The organism is Anaerolineae bacterium (genome assembly GCA_035529315.1).
Lineage (GTDB): Bacteria > Desulfobacterota > Desulfobacteria > Desulfobacterales > ETH-SRB1 > Desulfaltia.
In genome coordinates this window covers 1-19,816 of sequence record DATKWZ010000047.1, presented here as the reverse complement: position 1 = coordinate 19,816, position 19,816 = coordinate 1, and the positions used below count along the sequence as shown (strand labels likewise).

The window sequence follows — 19,816 nt, the reverse complement described above, 5'->3', positions numbered from 1 at the left end:
ACAGCTTGTTGCGGGGAATCTTAAAATAATATAGCTATTTTGTTGTATGTTTCAATAGTTTTTTTGCTGAGCATAACTGCTGATTGTTTTTTAGCATTTAAAATACATATTTTCTCTCACCTGATACGAGGGAATTAATTAGGAGGCGGAAAGATGATGAAAGTTTTGGTAAGCGATAATCTCGGAGAAATCGGGGTTCAAATGTTTCAGGATGCCGAGGGAATCGAAGTCGATGTCAATGTGGGATTATCTCCGGAAGAGCTGAAAAATATTATTGGAAATTATCACGCCCTGGTTATCCGTAGCGCTACCAGGGTAACCGAAGATCTTCTCGAAGCAGCGACACAGCTTAAAGTCATTGGTCGTGCCGGGATAGGCCTTGACAATGTGGATATACCGGCGGCCACAAAACGGGGTATTGTTGTAATGAATACTCCTGAGGGCAATGTTGTGACTACTGCTGAACATACTATTGCTCTGATGCTGTCATTAACACGCAACATCCCGCTGGGCACATCATCATTGAAATCCGGACGCTGGGACAAGAAAAAACTGCAGGGAAAAGAGCTTTACAAAAAGGTTTTAGGTGTTATTGGTTTTGGAAAAATCGGCTCCATTGTAGCTGATCGCGCACAGGGCCTGAAAATGCAGGTAATTGTTCACGATCCATTTATTACACCCGAACGCATTGAAAAGGCCGGTTATAAAAGTGTTTCTCTGCCTGAATTGTACCAACAGGCCGATTATATCACGGTGCATGTCCCCAAGCTGAAGGATACAGCCGGTTTTATAAATAAGGAGGCCTTTGAGCAGATGAAACAAGGGGTTATGATTATTAATTGCGCTCGAGGCGGTATAATTAACGAGACTGATCTATATGATGCCATGAATTCAGGCAAAGTTGCAGGGGCGGCATTAGATGTTTTCGCGACCGAGCCCCCTGTTGACTCACCTCTTCTTACACTTGACAGGCTTGTTTGCACCCCACATCTTGGAGCTTCCACACGCGAGGCCCAGACAAATGTAGCTGTTGCAGTGGCCGGCCAGATAATTGACTATCTAAAAAATGGAACTATTGTTAATGCTGTGAATGTTTCATCTGTTACAGGTGAACTTCTTATAAAGCTTGGACCGTTTTTGTCGCTTGCGGACCGTATGGGTTGTCTGCAGGCTCAGCTTGCCAGGGGCCCTGTAAAGGAGGTTCTTATTGAGTATACAGGGGATTTTCAGGACATTGATCTGTCGCCTGTCTCTACCGCGGTGTTAAAAGGTCTCCTCACCCCTATGCTTACGGATAATGTGAATTTTGTTAATGCACCGGTTATTGCAAAGGAAAGGGATATTAAGGTTAAAGAGACTTTCAGTTCCGAGTCTGAGGATTATCAGAACCTTATTACTATACGGGTAGTTACTACGGAAATGACAAGCACTGTAGCAGGCACTATATTTGGCAAAAAAAATGCCAGGGTTGTAAAAATAGATAATTTCCGTCTCGAGATGATCCCATACGGCCACCTGACCCTGATAAATAATGTTGACAGGCCGGGTGTTATAGGCAGTATTGCATCTGTTCTTGGCAAGCATGACATCAATATCGCCCAGATGCAGGTTGGTCAGGAAAAGGATGGTGAAAAGAATATTGTATTTCTTAGAACCGACACGCCAATTTCGGAGGAAGTACTTGAAAAGCTTAGTGCTTTGGAGATGGTTAACTCGGTAAGACATTTCGAGCTTTAGTTTAACGTCTCGGAACTTTTAAAACAGCTTGCTTATAAAGGAGATCAGGTATGACCGAAAAAGATAACAATAAAGGATTTATTATTAAAGACCGCAGGGCTTTTGCTGAAGGGAATCAAGAAATAGAGGATAAGAAGGAATCTTCCAGTGAAGAAGTTAAAGATCAGGCGCAAAAAGAGAGTGCTCCGAAGGATAAACAGGAGCCGGAAATCCATCTGCCGGTGATAAATTTTGCCACTTTTATTATTTCTTTGAATGCATCTGCATTAGTACACCTTGGCGTTATTGAGGATCCTGCCTCAGGTAAAAAGGTTCAAAACCTGGTGATGGGGAAACAAACAATAGATATTTTGAGCATGCTGGAGGAAAAAACCAGTGGGAATTTAGCAAAGGAAGAAGAGAGTATGCTCAAAAATATCCTCTATGATTTGAGGATAACCTACGTGAAACAAAAAGGATAACAATTTAGCTACTAAGGTGGAAATGGTTGGAAATGGTCGAGTAGTCGAGTGGATGATTGGATTGACAAACAGAATCTTTAACTAATCTGCGGAAATCTGTGGAATCTGCGGATGGAATTTAGAAATTGAGGATTATTTTTATGAAGTTTATTAAAAAGACAAAAAATCTATCAGGGAGAAAAGCATTTTTTGTCATGGCATTCATGACAGTAGTGCTTTTTCTTGTTTCAAGTTTTTATCAGGAACCTGACGCTGAGGCAAAATCAGACAATTATCTTACAGTGCCTGAAAGCTTCAGCAGTCTGGCCGAATCGGTCAGCCCGGCCGTAGTCAACATCAGGACTGTTAAAACCATTAAGGGCGGCAGCCAGGTATTCCGTCATTTTTCAAAAGGTCCTTTTGGCGATGATGATTCCATGAACGACTTTTTTGAAAAATTTTTTGGTGAACAATCTCCTCGAGATTTCAAACAGAGAAGTCTTGGATCTGGATTCATTATTGATAAAGACGGTTATATTGTAACAAACAATCATGTTGTTGAAAACGCTGACAAGATTAAAGTGAAGCTTAATAATGGCAAGGAATTTGAGGCAGAGATTGTGGGGCGTGATTCCAATACGGACATTGCGCTTATCAAAATCAAATCACGGCGGGATCTCCCTGTTGCCATTATAGGAGATTCAGACTCGCTGAAGGTCGGCCAGTGGGTTGTGGCAATAGGCAGCCCTTTTGGTCTGGAGCACACTATAACCGCCGGGATTGTGAGCGCCAAAGGGCGAGTTATCGGATCAGGACCATATGATGATTTCATACAGACAGATGCTTCAATAAATCCAGGCAACAGTGGAGGTCCGCTTGTCAACATAAAAGGAGAGGTTATTGGAATAAACACAGCCATTATAGCCAGCGGCCAGGGAATAGGATTTGCCATCCCGATTAACCTTGCCAAAGGGATCATTGAGCAGCTTAAGCAAAGCGGAGAGGTAACACGGGGATGGCTTGGCGTGGCCATCCAGGATCTTAACGAAGATCTGGCAAAATATTATGGTGTTAAAGGTGAAAATGGAGTTCTTGTTGCCGAAGTTTTCCCCGGTGACCCTGCCGATAAAGCGGGAATCAAGCCCAATGATATTATACTTGAAATTAATAATATGAGGGTAGAAACAGGCCGGGAGCTGACTACAATAATCGCAAACATCGGTGTTGGAAAACTTGTTAAAATAAAACTGTTACATAATGGCGCAGAAAAAACAGTTGAAGTAAAGATTGCCAAAAGGGATGCTTCAAAAGTCTATGCCGATAAATCAAAAAAAGGGGCGGAAGATGAACTCGGAATCCGTGTATCAAATATAACGCCGGAAATAGCCCGTCAATTTAATATAACATCAGAATCAAAAGGGATAATCGTGGCCGCCATCAAGCCGAACAGCAAAGCTTCTGAAGCAGGATTGACCCCGGGCGATATTATTAAGGAAATAAACCGTGCGGGAATAAATACCGATGATGAATATCATAGTCAGATCGAAAAAATCAAAAAGGGCGAACCCATAGAAATTCTGATTAAACGGAAGGACCTGGGGTTCCTGGTTGTCAAGCTGATAAAGTAAGGGGAAATTAAATCACAAAGGACGCTAAGATTAGAATTGATAAAGAAAACAGCTCATGAAACTTCTTTCTCCGGCAAAGATTAATCTTTTTTTGCACATAATGGGAAAAAGGCAAAACGGCTATCACGATCTGTTTACGCTTATGTGCTGTATAAGTCTTTATGACACGGTTTCACTCTCTTTCGGCACAAAACATACAACTGTATCCTGCGATAACCCGGAAGTGCCTGAAGATGAAAGCAATCTTGCCGTAAAAGCAGCAAATCTTTTTTTCAAGACCATCCATAAGAACGAAGGTGTGAAAATAGGGATTGAAAAAAAGATACCTGTCGCAGCCGGTCTTGGCGGTGGAAGCAGTAATGCGGCCAGTGTTCTTTTAGGTTTAAACCGCTACTACGGCCGACCTCTCCCCCAAGACAAGCTAATGTCTATAGGACTTTCAATCGGGACAGATATCCCGTTTTTTATTTTCAGGAAACCTGCGATAGTCTCAGGTATCGGCGAAAAAATGGAAGCTTATGAAGGATTGAAACCGTTTCAAATATTGTTGGTTTGCCCAAAATTTGCTGTTTCAACAAAAGAGATATATGAAAACCTTAATTTAGAATTGACAGAATGCGACAAAAAGCTTAGGAATACAGTTTTTAAAAAAAAGATATTTGATATTAAAAAACATTTGTGCAATGATCTTAAAAATGTAGCCGCATCAATATGTCCTGATGTTAATAGGGCAAAAGAGGCTCTTTTAAGCTACGGAGCAACAGGCGCTCTAATGTCAGGAAGTGGTCCGGCCGTATTCGGCATCTTTCCTGATTTTAACAAAGCTCTAATTGCCTATAATGCTATTTTAAACAAACATGACTGGGGGCTGTTTCAGGCTGAAATACTGGTTTAGTCGACCATTCTTGGGGCGTCGTCAAGCGGTAAGACACAGGACTTTGGTTCCTGCATTCGGAGGTTCGAATCCTCCCGCCCCAGCCAAAATTTAAGACCTTTTGAGACGGTAGATAAAATGAAAGATTTTGCACTATTTACAGGAAATTCAAATCCAGCTCTTGCAAGGAAAATATGCGATTACCTTAATGTTCCTCTTGGTGGAGCCAAGGTAAGCAGGTTTAGCGATGGAGAGATACAGATTGAAGTTGATGAAAATGTAAGATCAAAGGATGTTTTTCTGATTCAGTCAACATGTTCGCCTGTAAACGATAACCTTGTTGAGATGCTTCTAATGATCGATGCCTTTAAGCGTTCTTCGGCCAAAAGAATAACTGCGGTAATACCATATTACGGCTATGCGCGCCAGGATAAAAAGGTAGCACCACGTGTTCCCATCAGCGCAAAACTTGTTGCCGATCTTTTGACGGTTGCCGGTACAAACAGGATAATTACAATGGATTTACACGCTGTTCAGATCCAGGGTTTTTTCAACATTCCTGTGGATAATCTTTTTGCCGCCCCTGTTATTCTTGATTATATTAAAGCCAATTTTAAAAATAATCTTGTCATTGTTTCTCCGGACGCGGGTGGGGCTGAAAGGGCGAGAGCGTTTGCAAAACGCCTGCATGCCGATCTTGCCGTCATTGATAAGCGCAGAGAGGCTCCCAATAAAGCCAGGGCCATGGCAGTAATAGGAGATGTCGCTAAAAAGACGGCAATTATTCTTGACGATATGGTTGACACGTCAGGCACCTTAACCGAGGCAGCGGATGCTATTGCTGAAAACGGAGCAAATGAGATCCACGCCTGCTGCTCACATGCGGTGCTATCCGGTCCTGCAATCGACCGGATCATGAAATCTGCTTTAAAAAGCCTTATTGTGACAGATACAATACCATTAAACGACAAGGCTAAGGCATGTAATAAAATAAAGGTGCTTTCTATTTCACAATTATTTGGAGAAGCGATAATTCGAAGCTATAAAGGTGATTCGGTTAACTCTCTTTTTGTATAATAACTACTGATTTTTAAGGAGGTTTTTTTGGAATTAATTGAACTTAAAACAAATATCAGGACATCTGTCGGAAATAGCCAGGCCCGCGCTCTTCGGCGCCAAAAACAGATACCTGCGGTGCTTTATGGCCGCGGTCAAAAAAGCGTCTTGCTTTCAGTTTATCTTAACGATCTTGAACTGGCTCTCAAAAAAACCAGGAACAATCAGGCTCTATTAAATCTTGTAGTTCAAGACCATGAAACATACACCAAACCAGCCATTATCAAGGAATTGCAAAGGCATCCTGCTGGACGGAATATTCTTCATGTGGATTTTTATGAAATTGATATGAATCGCAAGATAAAGGTCAGGGTACCTGTTGTAACCAAGGGAAAATCAAAGGGTGTTGAGCTGGGAGGCATGTTGCAGATCATAAGACGTGAACTGGAGGTATTATGCCTGCCATTGGAAATTCCAAAATCCTTTGAAATCGATATTACCGACCTTGATATTGGTGATTCCGTGCATGTTAAAAGTATTCCTCTGAAAGATAACATTGAGATCCCTGCAGATGTTAATTTTACAGTACTAACAATAATCAGTCCAAAGGCTGTAGAAGAAGCTGTGCCTGAAGAAGCCGAACAAGAAATCGAAGCTGAAAAGGCTGCTGCCGAAAAAGAGGTATCTAAGGCTGAAAGTTAAACATGCCCCAAAAGAAAGTATTCCTTGTAGTCGGGCTGGGAAATCCGGGCAAAACATATGCAGCGACCCGTCATAATTCCGGATTTATGGTTCTTGATAAGATTGCGGATTCCTTTTCTATCCCGGTCGGCAAAAAAAAGTTTGATTCACTGCTTGGCCGCGGCATTATTGAAGACCTCGATGTTATCCTCGCTAAGCCCATGGGCTTTATGAACAGAAGCGGCCCCCCTATTCATAAAATAAAAGAATATTTTAAGATTTCCTGTAAGGATATTCTGGTTGTTCATGACGATATTGACCTTGCCTTTGGGACATTGCGAATAAAAGAAAAAGGAGGGTCAGGGGGGCACAACGGCGTAGAGTCATTAATTGAATTTTTAGGGTCCAACGATTTTCCACGTCTTCGTATCGGCATTGGACGCAGCGCCGTATTTTCGAGAAAGGATATTGATATTACCGATTACGTCCTAAGTGAATTCAGTTATAATGAAAAAAAGAATCTGGATCAGGTAATCACAAAAGCTCAGGATGCAATAATAACGATCCTTTGCAAAGGTATAAAACATGCAATGAACTGTTTTAACAACAAAAAAATCTTGCTTGATTTAAAATAAATATAAGTGTCGGAGTTTAAAACGTCGATCCTTTCTTTGTTGATTATTAAATTGATCAATGTTATATATAAGACAAAAATATTAATGTATCAAAGATACGAGAAAATGCAAAAAAAAATAGATGACATAAAAGACAAGAAAGTTCGCAAATTTAAAGTTGGTGACCTTGCGGTTTACCCTGCACACGGAGTCGGCCGTATTGAAGCAATCGAAAGCAGAGTGGTAAACGATGAAACACATGATTTCTACATCATGAAGGTGGTTGAAAACAATATGCTTATCATGATCCCTACCTGGAATGTAGAATCCGTCAGGTTAAGAGATATTATCAGTAAACATGAAATTTCAAAGGTATATGATGTTATTAGGCGGAATCAAGACTCGCTGATTAACAACCAGACCTGGAACCGGCGATACAGGGAGTATATGGACAAAATTAAAACCGGATCTATTTATGACGTGGCGGAAGTGTTTAGAGATCTTTATTTTATTAAAATAACAAAAGATCTGTCCTTTGGGGAACGCAAGCTTTTTGATACCGCAACAAACCTGCTGGTAAGTGAACTTTCGATCGCCGCAAACACTAACGAAGAGACTATGATGTCAAAGATAGAGTCTCTATTTGATGAGCCAGAATAAATATTCCCCTCATAATCACCCCAGGCAGAAATGCTTTACAATCCTTGTTAATGAACACGATGCCGGCAAACGGCTTGATATGGTTGTTGCATCCTGCATTTCCGATTGTTCACGCTCTTTTTCTGCAAATTTGATCCGCAATGGGAAGATACTTGTTCATGGAACGCTAAAAAAGCCGGGATACCATGTAAGGGAAGGTGATGAAATATGCGGTCTTATTCCGTCTCCCAAACCGGTTTTGTTTGAACCCGAACCTGTTGAAATCGATATTATATATGAAGATGAGCATCTTGTGGTGATTAACAAGCAGCCCGGACTCGTTGTTCATCCAGCGCCCGGCCACCATAGAGGAACTCTGGTAAATGGACTTCTTTATCATTGCCCCGGCCTTAAAGAGATGGGAGAAAAACTAAGGCATGGAATTGTACACAGGCTTGACAAGAATACATCAGGGGTACTGGTTGTCGCAAAAAACGAGGTCGCTCATAATAATCTGGCATTGCAATTTAAATCAAGAAAGATTAAAAAAAGGTACCTGGCAATTGTTCGCGGCAAAACAGGATCTGATTCAGGCGCAATTTCACTTCCGATCGGCAGACATCCCATTAACAGGAAGAAGATGTCAACAATAAGTCGAAAAACGCGTTCCGCCGAAACATCATGGAAGGTCATGGAGCGTTTTTGTAAGGCAACATTGCTTGAGATTAATTTAAAAACAGGACGCACACACCAGATTCGAGTTCATTGCAATGCAATCAACCATCCTGTTTTGGGCGATTCCGTTTATTGTGGTCGCAAAACATTGAAAAACATTAAAGCTCCAAGACAAATGCTTCATGCATGGCAAATTGAATTCACTCATCCTGTTACAAAAATCAGTATGTCCTTTGAGGCGCCTGTCCCGCAGGATATGAAAGAACTGATAAAAGCCTTGCGGCTATCGCAGCAACCGGAGGTGGTTAATGCTAAAAGTGAATTTTAAGTTTTCTTCTTTTAAATTCTTATTGCTCTTATGGTCGACACTGCTTATTTCGTATTCAACTGCCCTGGCCGGCGATACCGGAGAAAATAAAATCTCATCGCCTGTTCCGGTTCAGGTTGCCGTTGTGCAGAAAAAGATGGTTTCAGAGCAGATATCTTTAGTGGGAACTACAGAAGCGATAGCCGGCAGTACTGTTGCTGCGGAAGTATCCGGCGTTGTGGAGTATTATCCTGTAAAAGAGGGTGATTTTGTCAAAAAGGGACAACTGCTTGCAAGGTTAAGATCTACAGATTCGGAAATTCGTCTTAAAGGCGCTATGGCTGCAAGAGAGAAGATCAGAGCAAACCTTCAAAATGCCGAAAAGGAGCTTGCAAGGTTTAGCAGACTTAAAGATGCAGACAGTATCGCTGCAAGGCAATATGATGAGGCTCTATATAATCATAACAGCATTTTGCAGGAATTTTTGCAAACCAAGGCAGAAGTAGAGCGTCTTTGTTATGAGATAAAACAAAAAGAGGTTTTTGCTCCTTTTTCAGGCTTTATTGTCAAGGAATATGCCCAGATTGGTGAATGGATTAATTTCGGCGGACCTGTAGTTACCATGCTTGATCTTAACCAAATTCGTATAAGTGTGGATGTGCCTGAGCGTTATGCGGTTATGCTTTCTCCTCAAAGCAAGGTCGGTATAATTGTAAAAAGCATCTCAAACGATCCTCTTTGGGGCAGGATCTATGCAGTGCTTCCTCAAGGGGACCAAAATTCCAGGACCTTTCCTGTAAGGATAAATCTTCCAAATCCGGATGTTAAGATCAAAAGCGGGATGGAGGCAATAGTTACCTTTAACCTGCCGGGCCTGGAAAGCGTTCTGCTTATACCAAAAGATGCGGTGGTTGTCGAGGGAAACAAGAGGCTGATTTTTTCTGTAACAGAGGGAAAAGCCATGCCTGTATATGTAAAAGTCATCGGCTATTATGATGGAAATGCGGGCGTTCAAGGGGATTTAAAACCCGGAGATCAGGTTGTGATACGCGGAAATGAACGCCTCAGGCCTGGTCAGAACGTAAGGATTGAGTAATCCCTGTATAAAACCATGAAACTGATAGATACTGCCATAAAAAAACCTGTCACCGTTACTGTAGGAGTAATATTTCTCGTACTCTTCGGTCTTATTTCACTTTTCAGAATACCTATTCAACTGACACCCAATGTTGATCTTCCCGAGATTTCCGTTGAAACCAAATGGAACGGCGCCAGTCCTCTGGAAGTTGAGCGTGAGATCGTCGATGTTCAGGAAGAAGAGCTCAAAAACTTAGAGGGGCTCGATGAGATAAAAAGCGAAAGCCGTGACGGCATGGCTTATATTAACCTTATGTTCGAGATAGGTACGGATACGGATGAAGCCTTGCTCAAGGTATCCAACAAGCTGGATCAGGTAAAGAAATATCCGGACAATGCTGAAAAGCCCTTAATAAAGTCGGGAGGAAGACATGAAAATGCCATAGCGTGGATGATCCTGCGCTCTCTTGATGGATATAAAGGGTCATTAAAACAGGAATACGATTTTATCGACAAGCATGTAAAGCCCCGCCTTGAGAGGATTTCCGGAGTGGCATCTGCCAATATTTATGGAGGGCTGGAGCAGGAGCTTCAGGTAATTGTTGATCCGGAAGCGCTTGCTGCGCGTAAAATAACTATTCCGGAGCTAATGCGAGCCCTGGATATAGAAAATAATAATATCAGCGCCGGAAACTTTGATGAGGGCAAACGGCGGTATATCGCCCGTACGGTCGGAGAGTATAAAAGCATTGAGGATGTCTCAAAAGTCATAATAAAAAGGGTAAATGGTATTCCTGTGGCTGTTGGCGATATTGCCGGAGTACAGCTCGGTTATAAAGATATGGACGTGGTTGTAAGGCATGAAGGCGTTCCTACCATAGTCATGAACGCTGTTCGTGAACCAGGTTCCAATGTCCTGATTGTAATGGAAAAGATTAAGGAAGTTCTCAAGGATCTGAATGCCGGCATATTAAAAGAAAGAGGGCTTGGGATTGTTCAGGCATACGACGAAACAGGCTATATCTACAGCGCCATCAATATAGTAAAGAAGAATATTTTTTTAGGCGGCGGCCTTGCGATTATCGTTCTTCTGTTGTTTTTGAGAAGTTTTGCCAGCACCGTTATTGTGTCGATTGCTATCCCGATAAGCGTGATAGGGACTTTTCTCATCATGACACTTTTTGGAAGAAATATTAATGTGGTCAGCCTGGCTGGTTTGAGTTTTGCTGTTGGAATGGTAGTTGATAACTCAATCGTGGTTTTTGAAAATATATTTCGCCACAGAGAGATGGGCAAACCCCGCGTACAGGCTGCCTATGACGGCACGATTGAAGTGTGGGGGGCTGTTCTAGCAAGCACTCTGACCACTGTTGCTGTTTTTTTCCCAATCATCTTTATAGAGGAGGAAGCCGGCCAACTGTTTCGTGATATTGCGATAGCCGTCAGCAGCGCTGTTGTATTGAGCCTGATTATTTCCATTACAGTCATTCCCACACTTTCTGCAAAAATACTTGGAAAAGTTGCTCGCGAGGACCAATCGCCTGAAAAATTCCAGGTTTTTTCAGCGATTGCCAGAGGATTTGTCAATGTTATCACTAATTTTGTGTACTGGATGTGCGGACGTGTGTCAGCCCGCCTGGGCCTGGTTGTTCTCATGGTATTTCTGGCAATAGGTATTTCCTGGGCGCTGCTTCCAAAGACAGAGTACCTGCCTGAGGGAAATCGTGAAATGTTGTTCGGTATTCTTCTGCCGCCACCTGGATACAATTTAGGTGAACTCGAAAATATAGCGGAAACTGTAGAAGCAGGCATTCTTCCATTAATTGAACATGACGGAAAAAGTGAGGCTGCAGAGAAGCTTAATCTTCCTCCGTTAAAAAATTTTTTCTATGTGGCATGGGGGCAGAATGTATTTATGGGGATTATTTCAAAGGTTCAGGAAAGGACCCGTGAGCTGCTTCCCTATATATATAGTGTGCTTGGGAAAATTCCGGGCATGATAGCAATTGTTCAGCAACCCGGCCTGTTTTCACGCGGCATAGGCGAAGGAAGATCTATTGAGATAGAAATAAAAGGGCCTGATCTTTCTCAGCTGATAAACCTCGGAAAACAGATATTCGGGAATGTAGCCCGGGTACTGCCGGGCGCACAAATACGCCCGATACCCGGCCTGGATCTTGGAAATCCTGAGATGCGCCTTGTTCCGAACCGGGACAGGTTAACCCGTATCGGAATGACCACTTATGATTTCGGCTTAACTTTAGATGTACTTGTGGATGGTGCCAAAGCCAGTAATTACCGCCTTTACGGTGATGAAATAGACCTGGTTGTAAAAAACAAGGGTGGAAAGCTTGAGCGTACTCAAGACATTGCCGGCATGCCGGTAATGTCTCCCACAGGGGAAAAGGTAATTATAGGATCTCTGGCTGATATAGGCCTTGAAGAAGGGCCTGTCCAGATTAACCACATAGACTCACAGCGGGCTATAACAATCATGGTTATACCCCCAAGAGAGATGCCGCTGGAAACAGCTATGGAAACTGTGAGGGAAAAGGTTGTCGGGCCGATCAAGGCAGGCGGCAGACTTTCCAACCTCGATAGCATTAATCTCGCAGGCACTGCCGATGATTTAACACGCACAAGAAAGGCCCTTATGTGGAATTTTATCCTTGCGATAATTATCAGCTACCTGCTTATGTCGGCTCTGTTTGAAAATTTTTTCTATCCTTTTATCATTCTGTTTAGTGTGCCTCTGGCAGCAGCCGGCGGGTTTGCGGGCCTCTTACTGGTAAATCTTTTTATCACCTATCAACCGCTCGACATAATTACAATGCTCGGTTTTGTAATGCTGGTCGGTATTGTGGTAAACAATGCTATCCTCATTGTCCATCAGACCTTAAATAATATTCGGGAAGGGAATATGACATCGCGCAATGCAATTGTAGAATCTGTGCGTACACGTATAAGACCGATATATATGAGCAGTATAACTACCGTATTCGCAATGTTTCCTTTGATTTTGTTTCCAGGTGCCGGCTCTGAGTTTTATCGGGGACTCGGGAGTGTAGTAGCAGGAGGCCTTCTGGTTTCAACGGTTTTTACTATATTTCTGATACCTGCTCTGCTCAGCCTTACGCTGGATTCAGCCGACGCTGTCAAAAAAAAGTTTAGTCGAATAGTTAAATAGTCGAGTTGTAAGAGTCCTTGAACTACTCGACTACTCAACCAATTTCGAGCGAAGCGAACTAAGTTAATATGCCTACATTCACTTACAAAGCTATAACAGAAGATGGATCCTCCGTAAAAGGAACCATGGAAGCTGATTCCGAAGCCATTGCAGTCATGCAGTTGGACGGAATAGGATATACTCTTGTCTCTATCGCTGAGAAAAAAACATCCATTTTTGATGATCTTGGTTCCAGATTTGAAAAGGTTAAGATAGATGATTTAATATTTTTTACAAGGCAGTTATACACTATCATAAAAGCAGGTATAAGCCTGTTATCAGGACTTAAAGCGCTCGAAGAACAGACTGAAAACAAAAAACTGAAAAATGTTCTCTCAATGGTTTCAAAAGATATTGATCGAGGCAAGAGCTTTTCTAATTCTCTTTCCGCCCACCCGAAGGTTTTTAATGAACTTTACGTCAATATGATTGAAGCCGGTGAAATAGGAGGAGGCCTTGATGAGATCTTAAAACGATTGATTGTTATGCTTGAATTCAGCAGGAAGACCAGTGCTAATCTTAAGGCGGCTGTGCGCTATCCGATTATGGTCGTGGTTTCACTTTTAGTTGCGTTCGGAGTCATAATTACATTTGTCATACCTAAATTTGCGGTTATTTTTGAGGCATCTACCGTAGAGCTTCCCATCCCAACGCGCATAATGATGTTTATAAATTTCCTGGTGCATAACTATTGGTATTACGGGCTGTTTATAACAGGCGCCCTTGTTACGGCCTTTTACTTATATACAGGTCGAGAGTCAGGAAGACTTAAATTCGACTATCTAAAATTAAAAATACCTATCTTGGGCGATGTTTTTCTTAAAATTTACATGTCAAGATTTTCAAGTATGCTTGAGACTTTATCCAGAAGTGGGACATCAATCGTTATGTCATTGGGGATTGTTTCAAGAACTATCGGAAATGCATATATCGCCAATAAAATCAAGGACATTGCTGAACATGTAAGGACAGGAAAAGGCATCACTGTTTCTTTAAAAGAAAGTAAGATTTTCCCGCCTCTGGTGATTCATATGGTTCTAACCGGTGAGGAAACAGGCTCCCTGGATGAAATGCTGGCGGAAATCACCAGCTATTACGAAAGGGAAATAGACTATAGTGTCAGCCGCATGTCTTCCTATATAGAGCCGATCCTGACTGTAGGTTTAGGGGTTATGGTTCTTTTTATAGCCCTGGCCATCTTCCTCCCATGGTGGGATATGATGGAAGCTTTTAAGGGATAGAAGGTAACAGTTCACGGTTCAACGCTTGCCTCTGGAGGGTTAATCCTGTCAAAAAAGTCTCTTTGAACGACCTGAATTGTTACAAAAAATGCTATTGACATAGAAAGCATCAAGGTGCTACGAATTAATCAATTAATTAACCACTCGACCATTTAACCAGACAGTCAGGGAGCGCCAAAAATGAAAAAAGAGAAAAATGGTTTATTGAGGAATAACAAGGGCTTCACATTAATAGAGCTTATCATGGTCATCGTAATTCTGGGAATACTGGCGGCAGTTGCCATTCCGAAATATGTTTCTATGAAAGGTGATGCGGCTGATGCAACCGCCAGGGGTATTACGGCAGGACTGAGAGGAGCTCTGAGCATACTTTATGCCAAGGGTGTGCTCGATGGTAGCTCTGGTCTTGGCATCTATACCATGGGAAACATAGTTGAAAACGCACAGATATCAGGAGTAGAGGCCTCAGCATCAGGTGCAACTACATTTACGGCTAAGATAGGAGGCTCTGACTACAGCTGGACACTCGACCCTGTATCTAACTTACCTGAAACGGCAGGTGCCATAGTAGCACAGGTGGCAACCTGGTAAATATGATACTTTTATATCCTTTTTCCGTGTCCTGTTCACGGAAAAAGGATTTTTTCAAATGAACATTGCCAAAAAACTACTTGTCCCAAGCCTCTTTTGCGTTGTCTGCCTGATCTACTTTCATGATATTCTAACAAGCAGATTTCTTTTCACAGAAAGAGACCTGTCTATCTTCTTTCTACCCCCAAGAGCATGCTGGGTGGATATGATTAGGGATGCTCAGATCCCTTTGTGGAACCCCTATTTTTACTGTGGCCAGCCGTTACTTGCCAGTCTTCAGCCAGGTGTTCTTTATCCTTTAAATCTTCTTCTCTTGCTTTCCTTTGATTCAGGTTTTAATCTAATCATCATTATCCATTATTTTTTAGCAGGGGTATTTACTTACTTTTTTATAAAAACACTTAAGGGAAGCGATATCGGCGCCTTAATCGGGGCGCTCACTTTTATGTTGAGCGGCTATCTCCTTTCCGTTCATAACCTGCTTACGCATCTCCTTTCCGTAACATGGCTTCCTCTAATTCTCCTTTGTTATCACAATTACCTGATAAAAGGATCATTAAGAGCTTTGGTCTTTACTTCGGTTTGTTTGGCAATGATGTTTTTTGGCGGGGCAGTGGAGATATTATATGGCACCTTTATCTTGATCTTTATCCTTCTGTTTTTTCCAGACCCTTTCGGCATTGGGATAACACCGCCGCCTCTCAAAAAAAGAGTTTTTTCCTTTGGGCTGGTTTTAATCCTTTTTTTATTGCTCTCCGCTGTTCAATTGCTCCCTTTCCTGGAGCTTCTATTTAAGTCCATCCGCTCAGGTGGCTTGAGTTATCAGGAGGCAATCACATGGTCTCTGGATTTTCAAGATCTGCTGCAGTTTTTTCTTCCTGATCCTTATGGGTACGGCTCTTCCATGGAAAAATACTGGGGTAATCAGAGCTGGTTAAAGACAATATATCTTGGCATTATTCCATTTGCGCTTTCTATTTTCTTTATTATAGAAAAGAGAAGAAAAGCTATTCCTTTTTTAATTATAATATTAGGCTCTCTCACACTTTCTTTTGGTGGCAATACTCCGATTTACAAGTTTCTGTATAACTATTTTCCCTTTTTAAGCAGCATCCGTTATCCGGTTAAGTTTCTATTTATATTCACCTTTCTTGTTTCCATAATGGCAGGGACAGGGTTTGACGGTCTTTGCAAACAGATTGTTGACAGAAACAAAGAAACCAAAAGAATTATCCGCTCTTTTCTTGTTTTCAGCGTGCTGGCTGCCTTTATATGGGGCATACTAAATTTTTATGGAATCCAAATTCAAGAATTTCTGCAAGCCAACGGGTTTGCCCCGCCCGATTATAACTATCCACAGATAAATCTGCATAATATGAAAAGGTTTTTGCTCTTCTGTTTATTATTCGGGCCGATCTTAGTCTTTGGCTGGAGGTATCCAAAGAGGAGAATGCTCTTTTCTCTTGCTCTCCTTTCTTTATTAACTCTTGATCTTTTTTTCGCCAATAAAGGATACTACCAGAAATATGATTCAAAAACCTTCCACGAGCCTTCCGAAAGCATGAGGTTTTTAAAAAATGACCCTTCTCTTTTCCGAATATTCACGAGCCCAAAGACAGAAAAAGAGACGATGAAATATTCAGACATTTTTTCCGATCAGATCAAGGTGACCAAAGAGAAGGTTTTGCCGGGCTTAAATATTGAACATGGTCTTTACAGTATAGTCGGGGCTGAGGTAATACGTCTTGGAGATTATGATAAAGTTATGTCGTTGTTAGTGAGTTCGCCTCAGCCTGACACCAACAACCTTTTAAGTTTATTAAACGTCAAGTATCTAATTTCCAAGTTTGAGATAGACTCAAAGGAATTTGAGCTGGCCAAGATTATCGGAGATAAAGATGATCCTGAAAGCTCTTTGAGGATTTACAAAAACTTAAATGTTCTCCCAAGGGCTTTTTTAGTTGAAGAATACAAGGTGGTTAATTCAGAAAAAGATTGCAGGGATACATTAGCAAGCAAAGCCTTTGATCCGCGTAAATTGGTCCTTTTGGATAAGGACCCATACCCCCCCCTCTCCACCCTCCGGGGCGATAGGGCCTGGGTTGAAAATGAAAACGTCATAATAACAGATTATAAACCCAATAAAATAGAACTGGCGGTTTCCTTGACCAAGCCGAAAATGCTGTTTATGAGCGAGACCTATTATCCTGGCTGGAAGGTCTATATAGATGGGAATGAGGGTACGATATACAAGGCTAACTACGCCTTTCGGGCTGTGCCCCTTAACCCTGGAAATCACAGGGTCATCTTTGCATACAAGCCTTTGAGCATCATTCTGGGCGGGATCATTACGTTAGCAGGAATTGTTGTGACGATTTTGATTGGGATTCTTTTTCCCAACAGCTATAATCGACTGCCCGGGCCAGGGCAGAACAGGATCTATTAATTTCCAAAACCACACAAACCAATCATAAATTTTTAGCTGTATTTTACTGAAATGAGTTCTTTTAAGTAAAGTTCCATTTAAAAACCAGCCAAGGATACCAACCCTGTTAAAAGATTTTAAGTACTCGATTTTATAACCGGAACTTGTCAATAAATTTTCTATATCCTTTATTTTATATCTCTTTATGTGTCCAAGCGCCATGTCAAGCGAATTGTATAGTTTTGGACAATTTGGGACAACCAATAAAAGCCTGCCCCCCTCGACAAGCAATTCATTCATATTTTTTAGCGCCTCACAATCATCTTGCAAATGCTCTAATACATTAAGGCACAATATTGTATCGTATGATCTGCTTAGGCTTCTTATTGCTTTTATGTCTTCAATATTTAAGTTAAATACATCGACATCGGGTTTGTTCATAAACATATTTTTAAGATTAATTATATGCAGAGGGTCTATTTCCAGACAAGTATAGTGATCTCTTGGCAAAAATTCTTGCGTCATGGTTCCAATACCTGCCCCGACCTCCAATACGTTGTTTCCCAAATAAGGCCTCAAACTTGAAGCAAGCCATTTGTTAAAATGATGGGTATTGGACATTGCAAGAAGGATGTTTTTATCTTCATCCTTATAAAGGTCATCAATAAGCCAGAATTTTAATATAACCCATATTGCGGCAAGACCGTCTCTCCAGGTAATCTTCTTCCCCTCACGGTAAGTCCGCCCGAAATAGGAAACAGGTACTTCAAAAATTCTCAGATTTCTTTTTGCGATCTTTGCCGTAATTTCCGGCTCAAAGCCAAACCTTTTTGACCTGAGCGGCAAACTCTTTAATATTGATGCCCTGAAAACTTTATAGCATGTTTCCACATCGGTTAAATTCAAGTCAGTAAAACAGTTCGACAAGAAGGTTAAGAATTTATTTCCTAAGGAATGTTTAAAGTAGAGCACACGCCTTATTTCAGAGAAACCGAAACGAGAGCCGTAAACTACATCGGCGTCGCCGTTTAAGACAGGTTTTATCAGCTTATAATAATTATCCGGATGGTACTCAAGGTCGGCATCCTGAATAATAACGATATCACCGGATACTTCATCAACAGCTTTTTTTATGGCAGCGCCCTTTCCCTGATTTGTTTTCTGTCTTATTATTTTTATATTATCATGCGGTTTTACCGAATCCCTAATTATTTCCCAGGTCCCATCATCTGAACAATCATCAACTATTATCAGCTCCCGTGTCATATTTTCAGGCAGCTCTGCGTTTAATACTCTTTTTACACACTCTCTGATGGTATAACGCTCATTATAAGCAGGTATGATAATAGATAATTTCATTACTTGGTTCGCTTCGCTCACAATTGGTCGAGTGGTCAAGTGGTTGATTGGTCGAGTGGTTCAATCACCCTTACGACTCAAGGACTCGACTATTTAACTACTATCAGAGTTATTCAACAGGGTCAACCAGACCTTTATCCCTGACCCCTGATGTTGTATAATATTGACATCGATTAGTGCTTGTGGCAAATAGAAATTATGCGAAATGAAGGCGGATTTACCTTAATCGAGCTTATTATGGTTATCGTTATCATCGGTATCCTGGCCTTTGTTGCCATACAAAAATATCCTGCCACGGCAATCTCACTTGAAACAGCAGCAGCTATGATAAGATCGGATATTCGATCTGTCCAGGCTTTGGCGATGGCCAAGCATGCAAGTAAAACTCTCACATTCAGTTCAACTGAATACGAATTCCCGGTGATAGGAGAAGGTAATAAAACCAGGAGGTTCGCTGATATCTTCAAAGGAGGAATTAGTCTCAGCGCTTATCCGGCTTCAATTTCATTTAATTCTCTCGGAGAACCGACCGCAACACAGGACGATTCAATTACAATAACAACCGGAAGTGCATCAAAGACACTGAAGGTATTGCGATACACTGGAAGGGTCGAGTAAAATTAGTTACTCAATGAAAAATCAAAAAGGGATAACCCTTATAGAAATGATCGTCTTTATCGTTGTGGCGGCAGTGGTTATGCCTGTAATTATCAGTCCGGTTTTAACTCTTCTGAAAGACAGCACAAAGCCGGAAAAAGCGATTACAGCTAATTTTTTGGCTCAGCAAAAGTTGGAAGAAATAACTAAAGATGATTATCCCACCATCACAACCAACATGCCTTCCAGTGCTTATGTGGCTGTAGCTGGCTTTTCTGGCTATCAATGGTACTGGGATACAGAATATGTTGATTCCAACCTCGATTCTTCGGGCTTAGGCGTCGGTTATATAAAGATAACTGTAAAAGTAAAAGATCCTTATAATACTGAATATGTTTATTACACTTTAGCAACCAAGCGAAAGAACGATAACCCGGCGGAATAAGTGATTGATAATGTTTAAAATAGCAAACAATAAAGGCTTCACCCTTATAGAAATAATAATAGTTATTATCGTGCTTGGCGTCTTAAGCGTTTTCGGCTTTAGTTTTATTTCGACGGCTGTTCATACTTATTCCATGATGGAAAAACAAAAAAGTCTTTTTGATCAGGCTGCAATGGCTATGGAAAGAATCAGCAGGGAATTGAG

18 protein-coding genes and 1 tRNA gene are annotated in these 19,816 nt (G+C 41.5%); 18 read left to right on the top strand and 1 reads right to left on the bottom strand.

All coding sequences use genetic code 11. The features are described from left to right. Positions 1-156 precede the first annotated feature (156 nt). The 15 genes from serA (at position 157) to VMW78_08885 (ending at position 17,232) form a co-directional block, all read left to right on the top strand. Positions 157-1,737, top strand: coding sequence for a phosphoglycerate dehydrogenase (gene serA / locus VMW78_08955; protein HUV51130.1), 1,581 nt, complete (start codon positions 157-159; stop codon positions 1,735-1,737). A 50-nt stretch (positions 1,738-1,787) separates the two neighbouring features. Next, complete coding sequence (locus tag VMW78_08950) at positions 1,788-2,198, top strand: DUF1844 domain-containing protein (protein ID HUV51129.1); 411 nt, start codon at positions 1,788-1,790, stop codon at positions 2,196-2,198. A gap of 140 nt (positions 2,199-2,338) precedes the next feature. Beyond that, positions 2,339-3,805 (top strand): DegQ family serine endoprotease, encoded by a 1,467-nt coding sequence (locus VMW78_08945; protein HUV51128.1) that lies wholly within the window; start codon positions 2,339-2,341, stop codon positions 3,803-3,805. A 55-nt stretch (positions 3,806-3,860) separates the two neighbouring features. After that, the gene (ispE, locus tag VMW78_08940) at positions 3,861-4,700 is read left to right on the top strand and encodes a 4-(cytidine 5'-diphospho)-2-C-methyl-D-erythritol kinase (protein HUV51127.1); all 840 of its coding nucleotides are present in this window, start codon (positions 3,861-3,863) and stop codon (positions 4,698-4,700) included. A gap of 11 nt (positions 4,701-4,711) precedes the next feature. Then, a tRNA-Gln gene (locus VMW78_08935) sits at positions 4,712-4,786 on the top strand. A gap of 31 nt (positions 4,787-4,817) precedes the next feature. Continuing rightward, on the top strand, positions 4,818-5,756 hold the full coding sequence (locus tag VMW78_08930) for a ribose-phosphate pyrophosphokinase (protein HUV51126.1): 939 nt from the start codon (positions 4,818-4,820) through the stop codon (positions 5,754-5,756). 27 nt (positions 5,757-5,783) lie between these two features. Further along, entirely contained in the window at positions 5,784-6,437 is a 654-nt protein-coding gene (locus tag VMW78_08925) for a 50S ribosomal protein L25 (GenBank protein HUV51125.1), read from the top strand. Between the two features lie 2 nt (positions 6,438-6,439). Continuing rightward, on the top strand, positions 6,440-7,051 hold the full coding sequence (pth, locus tag VMW78_08920) for an aminoacyl-tRNA hydrolase (GenBank protein HUV51124.1): 612 nt from the start codon (positions 6,440-6,442) through the stop codon (positions 7,049-7,051). A 105-nt stretch (positions 7,052-7,156) separates the two neighbouring features. Next, positions 7,157-7,690, top strand: coding sequence for a CarD family transcriptional regulator (locus VMW78_08915; protein ID HUV51123.1), 534 nt, complete (start codon positions 7,157-7,159; stop codon positions 7,688-7,690). Next, on the top strand, positions 7,677-8,672 hold the full coding sequence (locus VMW78_08910) for an RluA family pseudouridine synthase (protein ID HUV51122.1): 996 nt from the start codon (positions 7,677-7,679) through the stop codon (positions 8,670-8,672). Before VMW78_08915 ends, VMW78_08910 begins: the two co-directional genes overlap by 14 nt. Continuing rightward, on the top strand, positions 8,653-9,747 hold the full coding sequence (locus tag VMW78_08905) for an efflux RND transporter periplasmic adaptor subunit (protein ID HUV51121.1): 1,095 nt from the start codon (positions 8,653-8,655) through the stop codon (positions 9,745-9,747). Before VMW78_08910 ends, VMW78_08905 begins: the two co-directional genes overlap by 20 nt. 15 nt (positions 9,748-9,762) lie before the next feature. Next, positions 9,763-12,915 carry an efflux RND transporter permease subunit gene (locus tag VMW78_08900; protein HUV51120.1) on the top strand — a complete coding sequence of 1,051 codons (3,153 nt, stop codon included), beginning with the start codon at positions 9,763-9,765 and terminating at the stop codon, positions 12,913-12,915. Between the two features lie 68 nt (positions 12,916-12,983). Then, the gene (locus VMW78_08895; protein ID HUV51119.1) at positions 12,984-14,195 is read left to right on the top strand and encodes a type II secretion system F family protein; all 1,212 of its coding nucleotides are present in this window, start codon (positions 12,984-12,986) and stop codon (positions 14,193-14,195) included. 180 nt (positions 14,196-14,375) lie between these two features. Beyond that, positions 14,376-14,786, top strand: a complete 411-nt coding sequence (locus VMW78_08890; protein HUV51118.1) for a prepilin-type N-terminal cleavage/methylation domain-containing protein — start codon at positions 14,376-14,378, stop codon at positions 14,784-14,786. 58 nt (positions 14,787-14,844) lie between these two features. Then, positions 14,845-17,232 (top strand): YfhO family protein, encoded by a 2,388-nt coding sequence (locus VMW78_08885; protein ID HUV51117.1) that lies wholly within the window; start codon positions 14,845-14,847, stop codon positions 17,230-17,232. Here the strand turns inward: VMW78_08885 and VMW78_08880 are convergent. Then, positions 17,140-18,570, bottom strand: coding sequence for a glycosyltransferase (locus VMW78_08880; protein ID HUV51116.1), 1,431 nt, complete (start codon positions 18,568-18,570; stop codon positions 17,140-17,142). The genes VMW78_08885 and VMW78_08880 overlap by 93 nt on opposite strands. Before the next feature lie 198 nt (positions 18,571-18,768). Between VMW78_08880 and VMW78_08875 the strand changes: the two genes are divergently transcribed. The 3 genes from VMW78_08875 to VMW78_08865 all read left to right on the top strand — a co-directional run. After that, positions 18,769-19,188, top strand: a complete 420-nt coding sequence (locus tag VMW78_08875) for a type II secretion system protein (GenBank protein HUV51115.1) — start codon at positions 18,769-18,771, stop codon at positions 19,186-19,188. Positions 19,189-19,201: 13 nt separating this feature from the next. Further along, complete coding sequence (locus VMW78_08870) at positions 19,202-19,612, top strand: prepilin-type N-terminal cleavage/methylation domain-containing protein (protein HUV51114.1); 411 nt, start codon at positions 19,202-19,204, stop codon at positions 19,610-19,612. Positions 19,613-19,622: 10 nt separating this feature from the next. After that, on the top strand, positions 19,623-19,816 hold a 194-nt coding region (locus VMW78_08865; GenBank protein ID HUV51113.1), incomplete at its 3' end, for a prepilin-type N-terminal cleavage/methylation domain-containing protein.

Excerpts from the sequence above, each read along its gene's own strand:
- VMW78_08905 (HUV51121.1), top strand. The coding sequence starts at position 8,653 with ATGCTAAAAGTGAATTTTAAGTTTTCTTCTTTTAAATTCTTATTGCTC.
- VMW78_08945 (HUV51128.1), top strand. The coding sequence starts at position 2,339 with ATGAAGTTTATTAAAAAGACAAAAAATCTATCAGGGAGAAAAGCATTT.
- serA (HUV51130.1), top strand. The coding sequence starts at position 157 with ATGAAAGTTTTGGTAAGCGATAATCTCGGAGAAATCGGGGTTCAAATG.
- VMW78_08875 (HUV51115.1), top strand. The coding sequence starts at position 18,769 with ATGCGAAATGAAGGCGGATTTACCTTAATCGAGCTTATTATGGTTATC.
- VMW78_08910 (HUV51122.1), top strand. The coding sequence starts at position 7,677 with ATGAGCCAGAATAAATATTCCCCTCATAATCACCCCAGGCAGAAATGC.
- VMW78_08870 (HUV51114.1), top strand. The coding sequence starts at position 19,202 with ATGAAAAATCAAAAAGGGATAACCCTTATAGAAATGATCGTCTTTATC.
- pth (HUV51124.1), top strand. The coding sequence starts at position 6,440 with ATGCCCCAAAAGAAAGTATTCCTTGTAGTCGGGCTGGGAAATCCGGGC.
- VMW78_08890 (HUV51118.1), top strand. The coding sequence starts at position 14,376 with ATGAAAAAAGAGAAAAATGGTTTATTGAGGAATAACAAGGGCTTCACA.
- VMW78_08900 (HUV51120.1), top strand. The coding sequence starts at position 9,763 with ATGAAACTGATAGATACTGCCATAAAAAAACCTGTCACCGTTACTGTA.
- VMW78_08885 (HUV51117.1), top strand. The coding sequence starts at position 14,845 with ATGAACATTGCCAAAAAACTACTTGTCCCAAGCCTCTTTTGCGTTGTC.
- VMW78_08880 (HUV51116.1), bottom strand. The coding sequence starts at position 18,570 with ATGAAATTATCTATTATCATACCTGCTTATAATGAGCGTTATACCATC.
- VMW78_08950 (HUV51129.1), top strand. The coding sequence starts at position 1,788 with ATGACCGAAAAAGATAACAATAAAGGATTTATTATTAAAGACCGCAGG.
- VMW78_08895 (HUV51119.1), top strand. The coding sequence starts at position 12,984 with ATGCCTACATTCACTTACAAAGCTATAACAGAAGATGGATCCTCCGTA.
- VMW78_08915 (HUV51123.1), top strand. The coding sequence starts at position 7,157 with ATGCAAAAAAAAATAGATGACATAAAAGACAAGAAAGTTCGCAAATTT.
- ispE (HUV51127.1), top strand. The coding sequence starts at position 3,861 with ATGAAACTTCTTTCTCCGGCAAAGATTAATCTTTTTTTGCACATAATG.
- VMW78_08930 (HUV51126.1), top strand. The coding sequence starts at position 4,818 with ATGAAAGATTTTGCACTATTTACAGGAAATTCAAATCCAGCTCTTGCA.